Raw genomic sequence first — 18,692 nt, 5'->3', positions numbered from 1 at the left:
CGGGGATAGAATACCTGCCCGGCTCAAAAGACGGGGAAGTTTCCTAAACTTTAAAATTAGGACAATTGGTTTCGTAGTTCAACGCCCGCCCGGCTGAACGCCGTTCGGGCGGGGATAGAATACCTGCCCGGCTCAAAAGATGGGGAAGTTTCCTAAACTTTAAAATTAGGACAATTGGTTTCGTAGTTCAACGGATAGAATAGAAGTTTCCTAAACTTTAGATGTGGGTTCGATTCCCGCCGAGACCACAAAATTTATTTCAGATGTTTTACGCATATGTTTTAAAAAGTGAAATCGCTGATTATTATTATAAAGGTCATTGCGAAAACCTTGAAAAACGCTTAAAAGAACATAATTCTGGAATGACTCGGTCGAATAAACCTTACTTACCATTTAAAATTGCTTATTTTGAAGAGTTCGATAATTTACGAGAAGCAATTCTGAGAGAAAAATATTATAAAACTTCTGCAGGAAGAAGATTTCTAAAAACAAAGCTTTAGATGTATGTTCGATTCCCGCCGAGACCACAAAAAAAGCCGCTCAAAAGCGGCTTTTTATTTGGCAGAAAAACTGGTCTCTTGCCTAAATATTAACAAATAATCTATTGTTTATTTACCTTTAGGGTTTTCTAATAATTTAAAAAACTGGTCTAATTGCGGTAAAATAACAATTCTAGTTCTTCTATTTGCGGCCCTACCTTCGGCGGTATCATTAGAAGTTACCGGAACATACTCGCCCCTGCCTGCTGCAGTCATTTTTGCCGGTGGGATGTTGTATTGGTTTTGTAATATCCTAACAACAGAAGTCGCTCTTTTAACGCTTAGGTCCCAATTGTCTAATAAAATACCGTTAGATTTATAAGGAACGTTATCCGTATGCCCTTCTACCATAAACTCTATATCTGGTTGGTTCATCAAAACCTTAGCAACTTTACCTAACACGGTTTTAGCGCCCTCATTTACATCGTAGCTTCCGCTTTTAAATAAAAGCTTATCAGAAATATCAATGTAAACAACACCTTTATCGATCTTGATATTGATGTCTTTATCATCAAGGTTTCCGATAGCACCTTTCAAATTCATTACCAAAGCCATATTTAAAGAATCTTTTCTGGCTATGGCCGATTGTAAATTCATAATGTAGTTGTCTTTAGCGCCGATATTTTCTAAAGACTTATTAATGCTTTCTGCTTGTTTACCAGAAATAACCGAAAGGTCTTTGAGTTGATTAACCATTTGATTGTTGTTGGTCTTGATGTTGGCAAGCTGATCGTTCAAATTCTTGATTTTCATCTCATAATCTGAGCTACTGCTTTTCCTTGCGTTTTCACAAGCCAATAATTGATTCTGAAGGTCTCTGTAAAGGCTGTCTAGTCTTTTATTTTCTACCTGAGCTTCTCTTAATTTTCTTGGGGCAGAGCATGAAGCCATGATCAACATCACTCCTAAAACCGCTAAAACTGATTTAATTTTCATGATAATAAATTTATTAGTCAATAATTTAAAAGTTTTATACAATTATGGTGCAAATGGCTTTTATATTGCCTAAAGCCTTATCCTATCCATACGTTATGACCTATTTTCTATACTTTAAAGGATTTACGCTTAAATTATTCCTTTTATATGCTTTATTAATTTCGATGTTTACAATATCAATTGGTTTAAGTAAGTTTATGTTTTAGAAATGAATACTGCCTATCAACAGCTCTTAAAGAAAATTGATGATTTTATCAGGAAATATTACCTGAACAAGATTGTTCGTGGGGCAATTTGGTTAGCTGGTGTTTTCATTATCTGTTATCTGTTCTTAATCGTATCGGAGTATTACAGTTACTTTAGTATCGGCACCAGAACAATCCTTTTTTATACATTTATAATAACTCAGATAATTTTAGGATGGTTTTTGGTTTTTAGGCACCTGATAAATTATTTAAACTTAGGCAACACGATCAATCATGAAAAAGCTTCAGAGATCATTGGCCAACATTTCGCAAACATCGGCGATAAGCTGATCAATACCTTGCAGCTTAAAAAATTATCCCAAGAAAATATTGAGCAAAGCAGCTTGATAGAGGCTAGTATAAACCAAAGAATTGCAGGTTTTAAACCAATACCTTTTATTGCTGCGGTAAAAATTAGGGACAATAAAAAATATTTCCGCTTTTTATCTGTCCCGTTGGCGGCAATAATCGTTATTGCTTTTTCTGCGCCATCCATTTTAAAAGATGGCACAAAAAGGATCGTTAACTATAACACTTTCTATAAAAAGAATGCCCCTTTCAATTTCAATATTTTAAACAGAAGTTTAGAGGCGGTGCAGGGAGACGATTTTACGCTTACGGTAAAGATGGGCGGTAACGAAATTCCACAAGATATTTACTTAAAAGATGGTATAAATACATTTAAACTAGATAAGAAAGATGTAATCAATTTTAGCTATCAATTTAAAAACCTTCAACAAAACAAGAAGTTTAGGCTTACTTCTGGAGAGTTTTCTTCAGATGAATTTACCATTTACGTAAAAAAGAAACCTATTCTGTTAAGCTATAATGCCCAACTTTACTATCCTAGCTATCTTAAAAAACAACCCGAGACCTTACAAAACCCCGGCGATTTAACTTTACCGGTGGGTACTATCGTAAAATGGAATTTCGATACCGAAAATGTTTCTGATCTTGAGTTTAACTTCAATAATAAAAAAACCAACCTTAAACCAGGTACCAAAAACGGGTTTTCATATCAAAACAGCGTTTTAAAACAGGGTGCTTATTCTATTATCTTAAAAAACAACGATGTAAACACGAAAGATTCTATAAGCTATCAGTTAACCACCATTCCGGATGCTTTTCCTAAAATAGAGATAAAAGAACGTATAGATTCTGCTAATTTGAACGTATTATATTTTATTGGCAAAGCCGATGATGACCATGGTTTAAGTAGTTTGGATTTTCATTACCAAATCATAAATTCTAGCGATGGGGCAAGGAAAAACAGATCATTTAAAGTCCCTGTAAAATTTGATGCCTTAGCTACGCAAAGCAGTTTTTTTTACCTGTGGCAATTAAAAACGTTGGGGCTAAAAGCCGGTGAGGAAATTTCTTATTATTTTGATGTTGCAGATAACGATGGTGTTTTTGGGCCAAAGCACACTAAGTCTGCCACAAAGATTTATAAATTAGCTTCTAAGGATGAAGCCATCAAAAAGATTGACGAGACTTCACAGGCCATTAATCAAAAAATGGAGTCTGCCATTCGCCAAGCAGAAAATATCCAAAAAGACACAAAAAAACTAAACCAAGATCTGATAGAACAAAAATCTATCAATTATCAGCAAAAGAAGCAGATAGAAACTTTGGTTGATAAGCAAAAGAAATTAGAAGATCTAATTAAAGATATACAAAAAGATGGGAAGCAAAACCTTAGGGACAGGCAAGATGTAAACCCAGATCAGCAAAAAATATTAGAGAAGCAAAAGCAAATACAAGATCTGTTTGATAACGTTTTAGATAACAAAACCAAAAAGCTATTAGAAAACCTTCAAAAATTAATGGATCAAAACCAAAAAGATTTATCCCAAGATCAACTCCAAAAAATGCAGCTAGACAATAAATCTTTAGAAAAAGAATTGGATAGGATCTTAGACCTGTATAAAAAACTAGAGGTAGAACAAAAACTAAACGATGCCATTGATAAGTTGACCGATCTAGCAAAAAAACAAGAAGACCTAAGCCAAGAGGCCCTTAATAAAAACAATAAAGAAAACCTAGATAAACAAAAAGACTTAAATAAAAACTTTGATCAATTAAAGAAAGATTTAAAAGAGGTAGATCAAAAGAACCAAGAATTAGATCGGCCCGCAGATTTTAAAAACCCCGAAGAGGAACAAAAATCCATAGAGCAAGAAATGGATAATGCCCAACAAAATTTAGAGGATAATAAAGCCCAAAAAGCTGCCCAAGCCCAAAAAAGCGCTGCCCAAAAAATGCAACAGTTATCTCAAAACCTTAAACAAATGCAAGGTGGCGCACAAGAGGAGGAAAATAAAGTGAACGAAAAGGAATTGAGACAGATACTACAAAATCTTTTAAAAACTTCTTTTGATCAAGAAAAGATAATGTTAGATCTAAAAAGCATCAATCCGGATGATCCAAACTTTGTTAAACTAGCTCAAAAACAAAGGGAGATAAAAGACAACCTTAAGAACGTAGAAGATAGTTTATACAGTTTAAGCAAAAAAGTACCTCAAATTGCAAGTACCGTAAACAAAGAAATAAGCACAATAAACCAACAGATTACAGAGGGCTTAGATAAACTGACCGATAGAAAAATAAGTGAAGCAAATAGGAACCAACAATTTGCTTTAACATCTATAAATAATTTGGCTTTAATGTTGAGCGAGGCATTGCAACAATTACAAAATGCCATGAAAAACGCACAGTCGGGAGGTAAGGGTAAATCAAAACCAAATTTGTCTCAGCTTAGCGAGATGCAAAAGCAGCTCAATAAAAATATGCAAAACGCAAAAGAGCAAATGCAGAAACAGGGGATAAAGCCTGGGCAAAAGGGAAACCCTCAAATGAGCGAACAAATGGCCAAAATGGCGCAGCAACAGCAGATGATAAGACAGGCATTACAAGAAATAAATAATGAGCTAAACAAAGACGGGCGAGGGAAATTGGGAAATCTAGAAAAAACAGTAGAGCAAATGGAACAAACCGAGACCGATCTCGTAAACAAAAGAATAACGCAAGAAGCACTTTTACGCCAACAAGAAATACAAACAAGATTGTTGGAGGCAGATAAAGCCGAGAGAGAAAGAGACCAAGACGATAAAAGAGAGAGCAAGGCGGGTAAAGACTTTACACCAAATTATAATTTGATTTTAGAAGAATACCAAAAACAAAAAGCAAAAGAGGTAGAGCAAATAAAAACTATGCCTCCAGCGTTAAATTATTTTTATAAATCAAAAATTAGTGAGTACTTTAAGAAATTAAATCTAGGGGAATAAAAAAATGAATAATTTAACTGAAACTATGGATGGGTTATATTCTCTACAACTTCAATCTAACAGCCAAAGCGTGGCCGTTATGGAGAATTTTGTTGATGATTTGGTAAAACAGCTAAATATAGGCGATGATGTATATGCAAATTTAATGACTTGCTTAAACGAGGCCATAACAAATGCCATTTATCATGGAAACAAACAAGATCCAGAAAAGAAAGTTTTCGTAAATTTAGAAGTTGTTAATAACAAAAGGCTAATGTTTACCATTGCAGATGAGGGAGATGGCTTTGATTTTACAAATATCCCAGACCCCACCGACATTGAAAATTTAGAAAAACTTACCGGAAGAGGCGTTTATATTATGAAAAAATTGGCCGATCAGTGTATATTTAACAGCAAAGGCAACGAAGTAGAATTGCACTTCAAATATTAATGAGTAAAATACCCATTTATTTCTTTAACGAAGAAAGCAAATACCAACCCAAACAGATCAACAAAACCAGAGATTGGATTTTAGCGACCGTTGAAAGCGAAAGGTCCCTTTTAAAGGGAATAAATTTCATTTTATGCTCAGATACCTACCTCTTAAAAATAAACCAGCAATACCTCAATCACGATACCTATACAGACATCATTACATTTGATAATTCTGAAACAAAAGGAGAAATACAAGGGGATATTTTCATTAGCATAGAACGCGTTAAAGAGAATGCGAAAATTTTTAAGGTAACGGTAAATAAAGAGCTACACCGTATAATGATCCATGGCGTATTGCACCTCTTGGGCTATAAAGACAAATCTAGTAAAGACAAAGATTTGATGACCGCTAAAGAAAACCATTACCTATCTAAAATATCATAACCTATAAAATTGTGATATAAAGGCACTCTTAAACGTTTCCCACTACCCAACCATCCCTTTTGTAACCCTCGGCATGGCTAATTTCTTAACATTTTTAACTATAGATGCGCTATCATAACCACATTCTGCCCACAGCTCTTTTTGTTCGCCGTGTTCTATTACCTTATCGGGGATACCCAAACGAACAACCTTAGAATGATAATCGTTATCTACCATAAACTCTAGAACGGCACTACCCATGCCACCTTGGATACAGCCATCCTCAACGGTAATTATTTTATCGAATTTATTAAAGACCTCATGCAGCATTTTTTCATCTAAGGGCTTTACAAACCTAATATCGTAATGGGCCGGGTGATAACCCTCTTGATTTAATTCTATACAAGCTTTAACGGCTTCGTTTCCGATACTGCCTAGGGTAATTATCGCTATGTCTTCCCCATCACATATCTTTCTCCCCCTACCAACTTCAATTTCTTTAAAGGGTCTTTGCCAATCGGTCATTACGCCCGCACCTCTTGGGTAACGGATAGAAAATGGCCCGCCATGATTCTTTAACTGAGCAGTGTACATTAGGTTGCGCAACTCCTCTTCGTTCATTGGTGCAGAAACGATCATGTTTGGAATGCCCCTAAAAAAAGAAATATCATAAGCTCCGTGATGAGTTGCGCCATCTGCACCGGCTATACCTGCCCTATCCAAACAAAAAACCACGGGTAATTTTTGCAAAGCAACATCATGCACCACTTGATCAAACGCTCTTTGCATAAAGCTAGAGTAAATATTACAGTATGGGATTAAGCCTTGCGTAGCCAAACCGGCAGAAAAAGTTACGGCATGTTGCTCTGCAATTCCAACATCAAAAGCCCGGGTTGGCATGGCTTTCATCATAATGTTTAAAGAACAACCAGAGGGCATAGCGGGGGTAATCCCCATAATTTTATCGTTCTGCTGTGCCAATTCTACCATGGTATGCCCAAAAACATCTTGGTATTTTGGTGGTTGTGGCTTATCTGAAATAGTTTTTTTAATCTCCCCAGTAATTTTATCAAACAAACCCGGCGCATGCCATTTGGTTTGGTCTTTTTCTGCTAAAGCGAAGCCCTTGCCCTTAACCGTTACACAATGCAGCAATTTAGGCCCCGGGATATGTTTTAGATCCTCTAAAACCTTTACCAGATGATCAACGTCATGCCCATCAATAGGGCCGAAATACCTAAATTTTAATGATTCGAAAAGATTGCTTTTTTTAAGGATAGTGCCCTTAATACTTTTCTCTATTTTCTTTACAACTTTATGAGCATCTGGGCCAAGTTCAGAAATCTTGCTCAAAACCGCAGAAACATCATCCCTAAAACGGTTATAAGATTTACTGGTGGTAATATCAGTTAAATAATCTTTTAATGCGCCAACGTTGGGGTCAATAGACATGCAATTATCGTTGAGGATGACCAAAAGGTTAGAATTTTCTATACCGGCATGGTTTAATGCCTCAAAAGCCATCCCGGCCGTCATAGAGCCATCGCCAATAACAGCAACGTGTTGCCTATCCGTTTCGCCTTTATATTGCGAGGCTACCGCCATACCCAAAGCTGCAGAAATTGAAGTGGACGAATGCCCTACGCCAAAAGTATCGAAAATGCTTTCACTACGTTTTGGGAAACCAGAAATACCTTTATAGATCCTATTGGTATGAAAAACGCCTCTCCTACCGGTTAATATTTTATGTCCATAAGCTTGATGGCCTACGTCCCAAACCAATTGATCATAAGGTGTATTTAAAACATAATGTAAAGCAACGGTTAATTCTACAACGCCTAAGCTTGCGGCAAAATGCCCCCCATTAACCGAAACTACATCAATAATATATTGCCTTAGCTCTTTACAAACTTCTTTTAATTCCTTTGGTTTAAGTTTTTTTAAATCCTCTGGTAAATCAATTTTTGATAATAGCGGCCCTGCCTGTACTTCCATTTTTACACTTAGGATTTTTTTTTACAATTTACAAAGTAAGATAATCTTTGTTAATAATCATGACAAATTAGAGGAAATAATGTTTTATCAACTTTTTGGAAGATCAGATAAACCACCTTGGTGCAAGGGCGTGGGGTATTAGACAAAAATTTCTTTCTTATTTCAACCCAAGCGTCGGAGGAAATCATTTAGATTAAAAACAGGTGGTCTTTTTAGATAACAACAGCAAGTTTAACTTAGGGTTTAAAAACGGTCTTCTAGGATGTTTTTCACAACAATATTAAACCGCCTAACCTTTTATAAAAAATACAGTTTTGCCACTCTAAATAAAGTAATCTGAGATTAAAGTGCTTTCGTATTCTCAAGAAATTCCAAAATATACCCCGAAAACTTAATGCTATTGCCAAGCATTCAATGGCATACTCAAAAAAATCTACATGTCCACCAAATTATATCCAAGAAAATAATCGCTATCACAAAAAATAACAACTTTGATTATATTTGAAATCATGAAGTCGTGATCTAATCATTCCAGATAAAAAAATGATCAACCTATCTTAAACATAACAATTTCAAAAAACATACAGATTTTAAAAATAGTTTTAACACACAAATAGTAAAAGATATTAATTTGATTTACTTTATAGGAATAATTCTGTCCCTTTTTCTTTCTATAATTTTATTAAGTAAGAAGAACAAAACCAAGTCTAACTGGATTTTATTAGCCTGGCTTTTGATAATTGCATTAAACATTATCCTAATCAATTTGCAAACTGCCGAAAATAAATACATTTACGCCTCATTATTAGGTTGGGCATTTCCGTTTCCACTTTTACACTGGCCTTTTTTATATTTATATGTATCTGCATTAACCTCTAAAAAAGGATTTAGCCTTAAACTAATTTGGCTACATTTTGTGCCTTTTTTCCTTACAATCGTATTGTTTTCAAACTTTCTGTTTTTGTCTGAAAATTCAAAAATTCATGTTTATGAAATTGAAGGAAAAGGTTATGAAACAGAGTTGATCATTCATTTAATCTCCATCCTGTTATCTGCGGTTATTTACACAACATTGTCAATCATTAAATTGCTGAGGTATAAAAATCAAATTATGGATGAATTTTCATACTTGGAAAAAATAAATTTAAACTGGTTATCCTACCTTATCGGTGGGATGACAATAATTTTTCTTGCAGTTCTGTTTGTAGGGAACGATAAAATTATTTATTCACTCGTAGTTGGGTTTGTTTTTATTATTGGGTATTATGGCATAGGGCAGGTAGGGATATTTACTGGACACATCCCTCATTCAATTTTAGAAAATAATAAAAACCTTATTACCACCAAATACAATCTCGCAACATCAACTTTTAAGGATAGCCTTCCATTATCTGATAGAGATTTGGAGGCAAAGGGGTTAAAATATTTAAAATCTACTTTGAACCAAGAAGCTGCGTTAAGAATATATAATGATTTGAATCAAATTATGCTGACTAAGAAGTTGTATAAGAATGTCGAATTGAAACTAGATGATCTGGCCGAAGCTCTAAACGTTTTGCCCAATCATCTATCACAGGTTATCAACTCAATTGAAAATAAAAATTTTTACGATTACATCAATCAACTCCGTATAGATGATTTTATCAAATTGATTTCTTTGCCTGAAAATCAAAAATTCACTTTACTCTCTTTAGCTTTTGAATGTGGTTTTAACTCTAAAACTTCATTCAACAGAAATTTCAAAAAAGTAATTGGGGTTTCTCCATCAGAATATGTAAAACAAAGGGGCTTAAAAACAGCCATCCAAAAATAGCCTAGCTCACACGGTTTGAGAAAAGAGAAGGATACATGACTTAAATACTAAAGTTTGTTTTTTCTGAAATTAGTATCAACTTACCTATTGGGGCGATTTCTTTTCCTATCAGGGTTTTCTTTGCTTAAACTTTAAAAAAATGAAAACATTTAAGACATTCCTTTTGATAGGATTAACCCTGTTGCTTGAAACTTCTTGCAAAAAAACAAACTCAAATACCAACAATGCTTATCCTAAACAAGTTAGCATAACTTACAGGGTTAGTAGCACAACACCTAACAATCTGGCATCTATTACCTATGAAAGTGAAACAGGAGGCCTTGCTACTGCCAACAACCCTACTTTACCCTTCACAAAAACCATTACAAAAATGGTTAAGAAATATGATATTATAACGCTTGGGTACTTTGTAAACCCGGCCCAAACTGTAAAATTAGAAATATTGGTAAACAATATGGTGGTAAAGTCTCAAGAGCTTACCTCATCTAACTCATCCATATCCTATACTTTTCAATAAGAAATAAATCTAGGTTGATTACAAAAAAGTATAGCACATGAAAAACACACCCATAATTTATTTAACCTTGATCATCGTTTCATTATTCTCATTTTCTTGCACCGAAAATCGGTACGTTGATGAGCCAGGGAACCTAGTCCCGAAAACAGTTGACCAAGATGTTGCACTTCCGTCAATTTCTGTAAACGGCGCTTTATTACATTCGGAGGCTTTTGGACCAAGGGATAGTACACTAATTGTTTGCATTCATGGAGGCCCCGGGGGGGATTACCGTTATATGCTTAATTGTAAAAGTCTTGCAACAAAGGGATTTAGAGTTGTTTTTTACGATCAAAGAGGGTCAGGGCTTTCGCAGAGATTTCCCAAAAATTGGTATAAATCCCAAGGTAGCAACGCCATTAATAAAATATTTTATGATGAATTAAAAGGCATAATTTACCATTACAGAACAGCAGCATCGCAAAAAGTAATTCTGCTGGGACAATCTTGGGGGGCCATGTTGGCTACGGGCTATAGTGGCAAATATCCTCATGATGTTGACGGCTTAATAGTAGCAGAACCAGGTGGGTTAGAGTGGCAAGACGTGATGGACTATATTTCTAGATCAAGGTCGTTTAAGTTGTGGGGAGAAGCTTTAAATGATGCCACATATATCGATCAGTTTATGACGGGTAAAGAGAACCAACATGAAATCTTGGATTATAAAGCAGGTTTGATAAGCTCCACAAATACAATAGTTGGTGATGTGGGTGCCAAGTTAGGCAGCAATGCACCAAACTATGTTGCCTCAAGAAGTGGTGCCGTTGTAAATGCAGCATCCTATGAGTTGGGACAAGATACCAAACCTGATTTTTCTGCCGGTATCAATCAGTTTACAAAAAAAGTACTGTTTATCTACAGTAGTAAAAACAAGGCATATCCCGATATTTGGGCTGCTAAGATGTCATCTGTCTATAATAATAAAGAAATTTTTAAAGCAGAGGGAGTAGGCCATTCGGGAATGTTAGATCAGATAGATTTTTGGACAACCATAATGGAACCAAAAATTATTGCTTATATAAAATCTTTGTAATTGTATAAATGAAAAGACTTACGATCAAATCAATTTTCATAATCGCCAACTTTGTATTTTTCCAAAATAGAATAGCTGCACAGGTAATAAATTGGGGAAACCAAAACTACCAGGGAAGGCATTTGTTAAATGCCACTTTAGGGACAGATTATGGAATAACTGCCGGATTAGGTTATCATTACCGGATTTCCCTAAGAAAGTTCCCAGTATGGATTGGTTCTGAACTTTCTATACCTGCAGGTAATGAATTGGCAGATGACTATAAGTTTAAGTTGGGTGCACAAATTAGAATTGCCACTATACATCATTTCCTGTTATCAGCAAGGATCCAAGCCATCTCAAGGCGCTATCATAATCAATCGGTAAGACTTTTCAATTTCGGAAGTGATTTTGCCGGGACAATTGGATATTATCAAAAACGTTGGTTTATGGGAGTTGAAACTGGTTTTGATAAAGCAATAGTGACAAACTTTAAGCATAGTGAATGGTACAGAAAAAATATTTACAACGAAGTGCAAGATGGCTGGTACGAGCCTGCAACTGGGGGCAATTTCTATTATGGTTTACAAGGAGGGTTATCCATCAAAAAAGTAGATTTCTCTATAAAAGTTGAAAAAGTATTACAGCAGGATTTTAAATCGAAACCATTGCTCCCTTTGATTGGCCAATTTGGGGTAAATTTTAAATTTTAAAGATAAAAAATTAACTTCCTCTCTTAAATATTTGGTTGATGAATTGTTATCGTAAACCATTTTATTTTAATTGTTTTCTTGTTAACATAAAGATAAAAAATAGAAGGGTTTTAGAAGCGGCATTAATAAAAATTAGAGGGTAAAAGAAGGCATATTAAAAGGACCGATAAAAAAACCATGGATACAAATCAGAATATATCAGTCAAAATGGTTGGATTAATCTATTTAGGGGTAATCATAACCGGAATATTTAGCTTAATATATGTTCCTGATAAACTCATCAATTATAATAGTGCTTTGTTAACTTTTCAAAATATCTCAGCATCTGAAACATTATTTAGATTAGGAATTGCTAGTGGGTTACTTTGCTACGGCTTCTTTCTCCTTTTATCAATATTTCTATATCGATTATTACAAAAGGTTAATGAAAATATGGCAAAATTGATGGTTTTGTTTGTTATAATAAGTGTAGCCATGTATTTTTTAAATGCGAGTAATGAAATTATGGTACTTTCTCTGTTAAAGTCTCCAAACTATACTACTAAAGTTTATTCTGCTACACTACTACAAGCACAGGTCTTATCCTACCTACATCAATATAGCGCAGGAATGCGGTTAATCCATATTTTTTCAGGCCTTTGGTTATTCCCACTTGGGTATTTAATTTTGAAATCAAACTTTCTTCCAAAATATTTGGGAATATTGTTGATATTAGGTTGTTTTGGGTACATAATCAATTTCTTTGGTTTTATTCTGATGCCAAGTTACACCGAACTTGGTATTTCATCATATTTAGGTTTACCTGCAAGTATAGGGGAAATTGGTACTTGTCTATGGCTCTTAATTATGGGAACAAAAAGAAAAAGCACTTCAATATTGACAACTTAAAATGATCAAAAATTTAGAAGACTTCAAGATCAACATAAGAATAAAACTTTCTGCCTTATGGACAGCAGTAATGTTTTGTTATATATATGGAGATTATTTTGAGCTATACGTACCCAACAAAGTTCATTCATTTTTAAACGGGCAGAATATGTTAGACACTCCCATTAAGCTGTTTATTGCAACATTTCTGTTAACAATACCCGCCTTAATGATTTTTCTTTCACTTATGCTCTCTCCCAAATTAACAAAATGGTCAAATATAGGGATAGGTACTATTTTTACTTTTCTTACTTTATTGGCAGGTATATCATCAATTTCTGAATGGAGGATATTTTATTTGTTTTTATCTGTTCTTGAAAGCATCATTACCATAATAATAATTTGGCAAGCCTGGAATTGGAAAAAAATATAGCTTAAAAAAATTCTAAAACAGAAATTATTATCCTTTTTAAAAACATCATGGGCAAAGCCACAAACAAAGAATCATTAAGCCTTAAATTACCATCGTGTAATGTAATTATCCCCCTCAAACACATACTTACCTCATTATTTAATCATATCTTTGTATCCTTTCATGGTATATTCCACTTTAACCATTTCTATGAGATTGCATGTCTAAATTGCCCAAAGAGCATAAATTTATTGATTTTTCAGATTACGGCAGGCCCATTGCAAGGCTTATCGCAAAAGCGCTAAAAAACACAAAATTCACTCCAATACACGTTACCATTGGCTTTATCATTTCTGGTTTGTTTGCAATTTATTGCATCTTAAATGGTTATTATTGGCTAGCGGCATTCTTCTTGGTTTTTAAGTCGGTTTTAGATGCCACCGACGGCGAACTGGCCCGTTTAAAGCAAAAACCTTCTTACACGGGTAGATATTTAGATTCTGTTGCAGATATTGTCTTAAATGCCTTGTTTTTTATATCTATCTGGTTGATAAGCAACAATTCTATTTGGATATGTCTTTTGGCATTTTTCGGTTTGCAATTGCAAGGCACACTTTACAATTACTATTACGTTATTTTAAGAAACAAAGTAAATGGCGATACTACTAGCAGAGTTTTTGAGTACAAAGCCCCGATAGCATTGAGGGGCGAAACACAAAAGCAGGTAAATATTCTTTTTTGCTTGTATAAAATTTTATATGGTATTTTTGATAAAACCATTTATATCTTAGACAGCGATGCTGATCTAGGTAAAATATTGCCCAACTGGTTAATGACGGGTATCTCTACCTTTGGTTTGGGTTTCCAATTGTTGGTTATTGCCACTATGCTTATACTGGGCTTAAAAACACTGATTATGCCTTTCTTTTTGGCTTATACCCTTATGGTTTTTGTTTTTATTGGGATAAGGAAACTTTTTTACTAGGTTAAAATGATTAGGATTTGTTTGACGATCCGCCCTACTCTTCCTCTTTTTTAGGATTGATTATAGGCGATTTCATGGTCTTGTTCCTTTGCTCTGTATCGTCTTCATCAGATTTATCTTTTCTTTTTCTGCCAAAGGCCTTGCTTATGAATTCTTTAAAGGTATCATACTCTTGTACATATACCAATCCGGCACCAGCAATGTTCACATCACCGTTAAGGTTAAAAAAATCTCTGTTGGCAGGCCTCTGGAATACTTTACCCACAAAACTGCCGTCCTTTTTAATATCGTAAGTTAATTGTGCATCTATGGAAACATCCTTAAAAGAAGAATTAAAAAGATTGTTGTTGAAATAATTATTATCGTAGGTATTGTTGATAAAGCTTCCGGTAAACTTTATCCGGTTATTGAAGATATTGTAACCTATACCAAATTCATTAAGGGATCGGATATTGAAATCGAGGTTTTTAAGCCCTAAAGATTGTGACACGATATTGTTTAACTTGCTAAAGCCAAGCTCTAGGCCAGAACCTATCAATGTTTGGTTATCGATACCTATGCCGGCACTGGAGTTTCCGTTAAAGCTATTTCGCACAACTAGGTTTATCACCTGTTGCGCTTCGTTATCTTTATCGTCCAGATAACCCTGCAACTCTGTTTTATAACCAGAATTATTGGGAAAATCTAAGCCAAAGGTAATCTTCGGGTTCAATAAAGAACCTTTCAGTATCATTTCGGCTTCTGCCAAAACCCTTACGTTCCTACTTTCATCTGGTAAGGTTCTGCCGGCGGCCGCATAAAGTGGGGCAATTGCCGCCCTTGTAGAGTAAACGGCATTCAAATTTATCTCGGCATCGGTTGGGTCCCCTGTCCAACGGATGGTTCCCCCTTTACTAATATCAAAAGTTTTATTGATCACGTTATTGGCAGTAAAATCAAACTGGCCTTCATTTATTATATAGTCTCCTTTCATCTCAAAATCACCTAAACTGGTTATTTTAAGATTTAATTGTGCGTTACCAACTCCGGTTAGGTTCCCTACTTCCGTTAAAATATTGGCTTTAGAGCCTTCATCTACGGTTAGATCAAAAGCCATCGTTAAACCATTAAAATAATTTTCTCGGTCTTTATTGTTTAAAGAAGAATCTTTAGCTACGTAAATCACAAAGTCGCTAGAACTAACGGTAGAGGCACCATTAAGTGGGATGGTAAACTCTGTACCTTGCTCTGTTTTGGCTTTAATGTTTATCTTCATGGCATCTGTTGGGCCCATAAAACTGAATTTACCGGTACCATAAGCTTTGCCGTAATAAATGGGGTTCTCTTTTGCCGTAGTGTTTAAAGCCATAAAGTTTACGGCATCTATGGTAACCTGAATGTTAGGATTACCGGGGTTAGACATATCTACCGTTCCGTTTGCGGTTGCTTTGTTTCCTCTAATATCTACTAAATCTAAATCTTTAACATCAATAACGCTGTTGTTAATGGTAACTTTATCATTTATAGTGTAAGCCGTATTTAAGTAATTTACGGTTAAACCAGAATTGATAAACGTTAAATCGCCATTGATCTGTGGGTTGCTAAACTTGCCCGTTACCTTTAGATCTGATGAAACCTGGCCCTTTAGGTTAGAAACCAAATCTTTTACAAAAGGCTCTATGATAACCAGTTCGGTTTTATCCAACAATAGATCCAGGTTGAGGTTATTGGTATCACTTGCAATGTCAACATCACCTTTAATATCCATGGTTTTGCTGTTGTTTTTGAAGATGGTAGCATCAATATCCACCTTGTTATTTTCATTATTATAAACGGAGGCAAGTTTTAAATTCCCTACATCTGTACTGTTATATTTTAGGGAATCTACCGTGATATCGGATTTGATGTTTGGCGTTCCCAAAATAGCAGAAAGATGCGCCTGGCCGTTCATGGTGCCGCTTAAATTAACGCCAAAGCCTTTGGTAAGCTGGCTTAAAGAAGCCATTCTTAAATCTTTGATCACTACCTCCAAATCATCATCAGGGCTTTTGGATATTGCACCATTAACCGCGATCAGTTGCTTATTGCTGCTCAGTTCAAAATTATCTATGATCGTTCTGCTATCTTCAAATTTGATCCTCACTTTATCCTGTATCTTCCAAACCTGGTTATCAATGATCACATCGGAGGGCAGCAAACTCAATTTGGCCAAAGTATCGGTACCGAATTCTACCAAACCGTATAAATCGAGCTGGTTTATGGCATCTTTATCCGCTAGTTTTACGTTAAAGGTTAAACTGTCGTTTTTTAAGGTGTTTTGGATTATTACGTTTTGAACAAACAAACCGCCTTTAGAAATTTCTACCTTATCCATAGATATAATAGCATCTAAAGATTTGCTGTTGGTGGTTTGATCAAGGATGATGTTATTAAATGTAGTACCCTGATAGGTAAGGGTTTTGATGTATCCGTTTAAGGCAACAGAGTCTTTTGCAGAATTAAACTTTCCGTTAAAAGCCCCTCTCTGCGGGATCTGCAGTTCTGGGATAAACAGGCTAGAAAGATAATCGAAATTCTTGAGGTCTATCTTAAACTCAAAATTTTGGTTTTTGGTGGTTACTATCTTACCCCGGTAAGATGGGATATATTTTTTAATGATTGTTTTAAAAGATGATGGTAAAGTGTTTAGATCATATTCTCCTTTGATGCTCGCATCGCCAATATCAGAAGTTAATTGTAAGACCCTGTTGTTTGCTACACCTTTTGCCATTAAATAAACAGAATCTATAACTACAGATTTTACCGTATTGGTTAACCTAATGTTTTGTACAGAAAAATCTCCCTGAATGTTTTCTAGGCTGTTCCCAGTAAAATTGGTGTTTAGTTTAGCACCAACTTGGATGGTATCTTTAGTGAAATTTAAAGCATGGAGATTGGCTTTTTGTATATCTGCAACAAAATTAAACTCGGGCAATTTTGGGTTTAGGTTGGCTTTCCCATCAAAATTGAGCTTTAAGTTCTTATCGTTTACGAGCAGTTTGCCGTTAAAAACCTGCTTGTTTATTTCGCCATCTACTTTAATGTTTTCATAACGGTAATCGTTATAATCAAAGTAGGCAACATCAGCTTTCAGCTTTTCTGCCAAATTATTTATTTTAAACCCTCTGCCGTTAACATTGGTAACAAAAGAGGTTCTGTTGATGCTTGGCTCATCAATTAAATCTCCTAAATTAAAATCAATGGCTTGTACTTTACCGCTATAAGACGGGATATTCTGATTGTTGATCTTCATGTTCACATCAGATTTTACCCTCCCTAAACGGGTCTTAAAATCGCCGTAGGCAACAAAATCATTTATAAACCCAGTAAACTGCCCCACAAAATTGATGTTGCCAAACTTGCTCACCACATCTGGGATATTGTTGGATTTTTTACCCGTAGCCCTCTCAATAATGTATTCAATATCCTTTTTATTGGTATATACCTGTTTAAAGTTTAGATCTAAAAAAGTGTTTTTGATATCGGGCAAACCCTTAACCTGGAAATCTCCTTTCAAATAAGAAGCCTTCCCCACTTTTACCATCAAATCTTTGGCTCTTAGATCATTTACCTTCCCTTTAATATTACCTGTTACATCTAATTGTAATTTAATGTTTGATAATTCTGGTGCAAAAAAAGCGATGTCTTTGGCGTAGATCTTAGAGTTTTTAAAATGGCCTTCTAAAATCACTTTGTTTTCTACGTTGTCAAAATCTGTATAATCATGAAATTTCATGCTAAAGTAATTGGTTAGCATGGTGTGCGGTGTTTTTAGATATAGATCATCAAGTACTATCTTGTTAGAATCTATTGTTGTTGCCGCAGTTAGATCGTTTAAAACAAAACCACTTTTTTCCTTAAACTTTAGGTGGTTTATTTGCGCCTTTAAAATGTAATTTTTGGTATCTAAATTATTGATCGCCGCACTTAAACCCGTAATATACACATCATCATAATTTACCGCACCGTTGTTAATAGTATCGGTTTTTCTATAATTCTTGTATTTAAAAGCTAGGTTTTTGATGTTTACGTTGTTTATCAGAAAATCGAAAGGTTTTTTAGAAGTTGTATCAACATTGCCGGTATTAAAATAATTGATAATGAAAGATAGGTTGGTGCTGCTATCTTTATAAGATTTTAGGTAAAATTTGGTATCTTCTAAAGTAATTTTATCTAAAATAATCTTCCTTTCAGAAAATGGGGCAAAATAAGAAATATCGATATTTAATTTCGGTGCGCTTAATAGCGTATCCTTATCTAGATCTTGAACGTAAACGCCTTCTAAAACTACGGCGCTAAATGGCTTTAGGTATAACTTTTTAATGTCAACGGTAGTTTTCCATTCTTTAGATAAGTATTTGGTTGCTTTTTTTGCCGCCCAAGTTTGTACCGTTTCAAATTGAAACGAAAAGATGATGCCGCCTATCAATAAAATGAAAGCCAACAGTACATAAAGCAGAATTTTGAATACTTTTTT

14 protein-coding genes and 1 tRNA gene are annotated in these 18,692 nt (G+C 34.9%); 12 read left to right on the top strand and 3 right to left on the bottom strand.

Annotated features, from left to right (window positions below):
• The first annotated feature begins 176 nt into the window (after positions 1–176).
• Both I5M32_RS09330 and I5M32_RS09325 read left to right on the top strand, forming a co-directional pair.
• Positions 177–248: transfer RNA gene (locus I5M32_RS09330), tRNA-Arg, on the top strand.
• A gap of 15 nt (positions 249–263) precedes the next feature.
• On the top strand, positions 264–500 hold the full coding sequence (locus I5M32_RS09325) for a GIY-YIG nuclease family protein (RefSeq protein ID WP_200585957.1): 237 nt from the start codon (positions 264–266) through the stop codon (positions 498–500).
• Between the two features lie 108 nt (positions 501–608).
• Here the strand turns inward: I5M32_RS09325 and I5M32_RS09320 are convergent, their stop codons facing one another.
• Entirely contained in the window at positions 609–1,475 is an 867-nt protein-coding gene (locus I5M32_RS09320) for an OmpA/MotB family protein (RefSeq protein WP_200585956.1), read from the bottom strand.
• Positions 1,476–1,683: 208 nt separating this feature from the next.
• On the opposite strand from I5M32_RS09320, the gene I5M32_RS09315 reads away from it, so the two are divergent.
• The 3 genes from I5M32_RS09315 to ybeY are packed head-to-tail and all read left to right on the top strand — an operon-like array spanning position 1,684 to position 5,865.
• The gene (locus I5M32_RS09315) at positions 1,684–5,007 is read left to right on the top strand and encodes a DUF4175 family protein (protein WP_200585955.1); all 3,324 of its coding nucleotides are present in this window, start codon (positions 1,684–1,686) and stop codon (positions 5,005–5,007) included.
• Positions 5,008–5,011: 4 nt separating this feature from the next.
• Positions 5,012–5,437, top strand: coding sequence for an ATP-binding protein (locus tag I5M32_RS09310; protein ID WP_200585954.1), 426 nt, complete (start codon positions 5,012–5,014; stop codon positions 5,435–5,437).
• A complete protein-coding gene (gene ybeY / locus I5M32_RS09305) occupies positions 5,437–5,865 on the top strand; it encodes an rRNA maturation RNase YbeY (RefSeq protein WP_200585953.1) in 429 nt (142 codons plus the stop codon). The genes I5M32_RS09310 and ybeY overlap by 1 nt, the downstream gene beginning before the upstream one ends.
• 42 nt (positions 5,866–5,907) lie before the next feature.
• Here ybeY and dxs read toward each other — a convergent pair whose 3' ends face one another.
• Positions 5,908–7,839 (bottom strand): 1-deoxy-D-xylulose-5-phosphate synthase, encoded by a 1,932-nt coding sequence (dxs, locus tag I5M32_RS09300; RefSeq protein ID WP_200585952.1) that lies wholly within the window; start codon positions 7,837–7,839, stop codon positions 5,908–5,910.
• A gap of 733 nt (positions 7,840–8,572) precedes the next feature.
• Between dxs and I5M32_RS09295 the strand changes: the two genes are divergently transcribed.
• The 7 genes from I5M32_RS09295 to I5M32_RS09265 all read left to right on the top strand — a co-directional run bounded on the left by I5M32_RS09295 (position 8,573) and on the right by I5M32_RS09265 (position 14,197).
• Positions 8,573–9,652, top strand: coding sequence for a helix-turn-helix domain-containing protein (locus tag I5M32_RS09295; RefSeq protein WP_200585951.1), 1,080 nt, complete (start codon positions 8,573–8,575; stop codon positions 9,650–9,652).
• Positions 9,653–9,791: 139 nt separating this feature from the next.
• Entirely contained in the window at positions 9,792–10,169 is a 378-nt protein-coding gene (locus I5M32_RS09290) for a hypothetical protein (protein WP_200585950.1), read from the top strand.
• A gap of 37 nt (positions 10,170–10,206) precedes the next feature.
• Positions 10,207–11,241, top strand: coding sequence for an alpha/beta fold hydrolase (locus I5M32_RS09285; protein WP_200585949.1), 1,035 nt, complete (start codon positions 10,207–10,209; stop codon positions 11,239–11,241).
• 8 nt (positions 11,242–11,249) lie between these two features.
• The gene (locus I5M32_RS09280; RefSeq protein ID WP_200585948.1) at positions 11,250–11,933 is read left to right on the top strand and encodes a hypothetical protein; all 684 of its coding nucleotides are present in this window, start codon (positions 11,250–11,252) and stop codon (positions 11,931–11,933) included.
• Between the two features lie 177 nt (positions 11,934–12,110).
• Entirely contained in the window at positions 12,111–12,821 is a 711-nt protein-coding gene (locus I5M32_RS09275; RefSeq protein WP_200585947.1) for a DUF4386 domain-containing protein, read from the top strand.
• A 1-nt stretch (position 12,822) separates the two neighbouring features.
• Positions 12,823–13,233, top strand: coding sequence for a DUF6326 family protein (locus I5M32_RS09270; protein ID WP_200585946.1), 411 nt, complete (start codon positions 12,823–12,825; stop codon positions 13,231–13,233).
• Between the two features lie 199 nt (positions 13,234–13,432).
• Entirely contained in the window at positions 13,433–14,197 is a 765-nt protein-coding gene (locus I5M32_RS09265) for a CDP-alcohol phosphatidyltransferase family protein (RefSeq protein ID WP_200585945.1), read from the top strand.
• Between the two features lie 34 nt (positions 14,198–14,231).
• On the opposite strand, the gene I5M32_RS09260 is transcribed toward I5M32_RS09265, so the two are convergent.
• Positions 14,232–18,659, bottom strand: a complete 4,428-nt coding sequence (locus tag I5M32_RS09260) for a translocation/assembly module TamB domain-containing protein (RefSeq protein ID WP_234461920.1) — start codon at positions 18,657–18,659, stop codon at positions 14,232–14,234.
• Positions 18,660–18,692 lie beyond the last annotated feature (33 nt).

Source organism: Pedobacter segetis (assembly GCF_016623585.1).
Lineage (GTDB): Bacteria > Bacteroidota > Bacteroidia > Sphingobacteriales > Sphingobacteriaceae > Pseudopedobacter > Pseudopedobacter segetis.
The sequence above is the reverse complement of the archived record's forward strand: the minus strand, read 5'-3'. Positions and strand labels throughout refer to the sequence as shown.

Coding starts and splice junctions, on each gene's coding strand:
- I5M32_RS09325 (WP_200585957.1), top strand. CDS start 264: ATGTTTTACGCATATGTTTTAAAAAGTGAAATCGCTGATTATTATTAT.
- I5M32_RS09320 (WP_200585956.1), bottom strand. CDS start 1,475: ATGAAAATTAAATCAGTTTTAGCGGTTTTAGGAGTGATGTTGATCATG.
- I5M32_RS09315 (WP_200585955.1), top strand. CDS start 1,684: ATGAATACTGCCTATCAACAGCTCTTAAAGAAAATTGATGATTTTATC.
- I5M32_RS09310 (WP_200585954.1), top strand. CDS start 5,012: ATGAATAATTTAACTGAAACTATGGATGGGTTATATTCTCTACAACTT.
- ybeY (WP_200585953.1), top strand. CDS start 5,437: ATGAGTAAAATACCCATTTATTTCTTTAACGAAGAAAGCAAATACCAA.
- dxs (WP_200585952.1), bottom strand. CDS start 7,839: ATGGAAGTACAGGCAGGGCCGCTATTATCAAAAATTGATTTACCAGAG.
- I5M32_RS09290 (WP_200585950.1), top strand. CDS start 9,792: ATGAAAACATTTAAGACATTCCTTTTGATAGGATTAACCCTGTTGCTT.
- I5M32_RS09285 (WP_200585949.1), top strand. CDS start 10,207: ATGAAAAACACACCCATAATTTATTTAACCTTGATCATCGTTTCATTA.
- I5M32_RS09280 (WP_200585948.1), top strand. CDS start 11,250: ATGAAAAGACTTACGATCAAATCAATTTTCATAATCGCCAACTTTGTA.
- I5M32_RS09275 (WP_200585947.1), top strand. CDS start 12,111: ATGGATACAAATCAGAATATATCAGTCAAAATGGTTGGATTAATCTAT.
- I5M32_RS09270 (WP_200585946.1), top strand. CDS start 12,823: ATGATCAAAAATTTAGAAGACTTCAAGATCAACATAAGAATAAAACTT.
- I5M32_RS09265 (WP_200585945.1), top strand. CDS start 13,433: ATGTCTAAATTGCCCAAAGAGCATAAATTTATTGATTTTTCAGATTAC.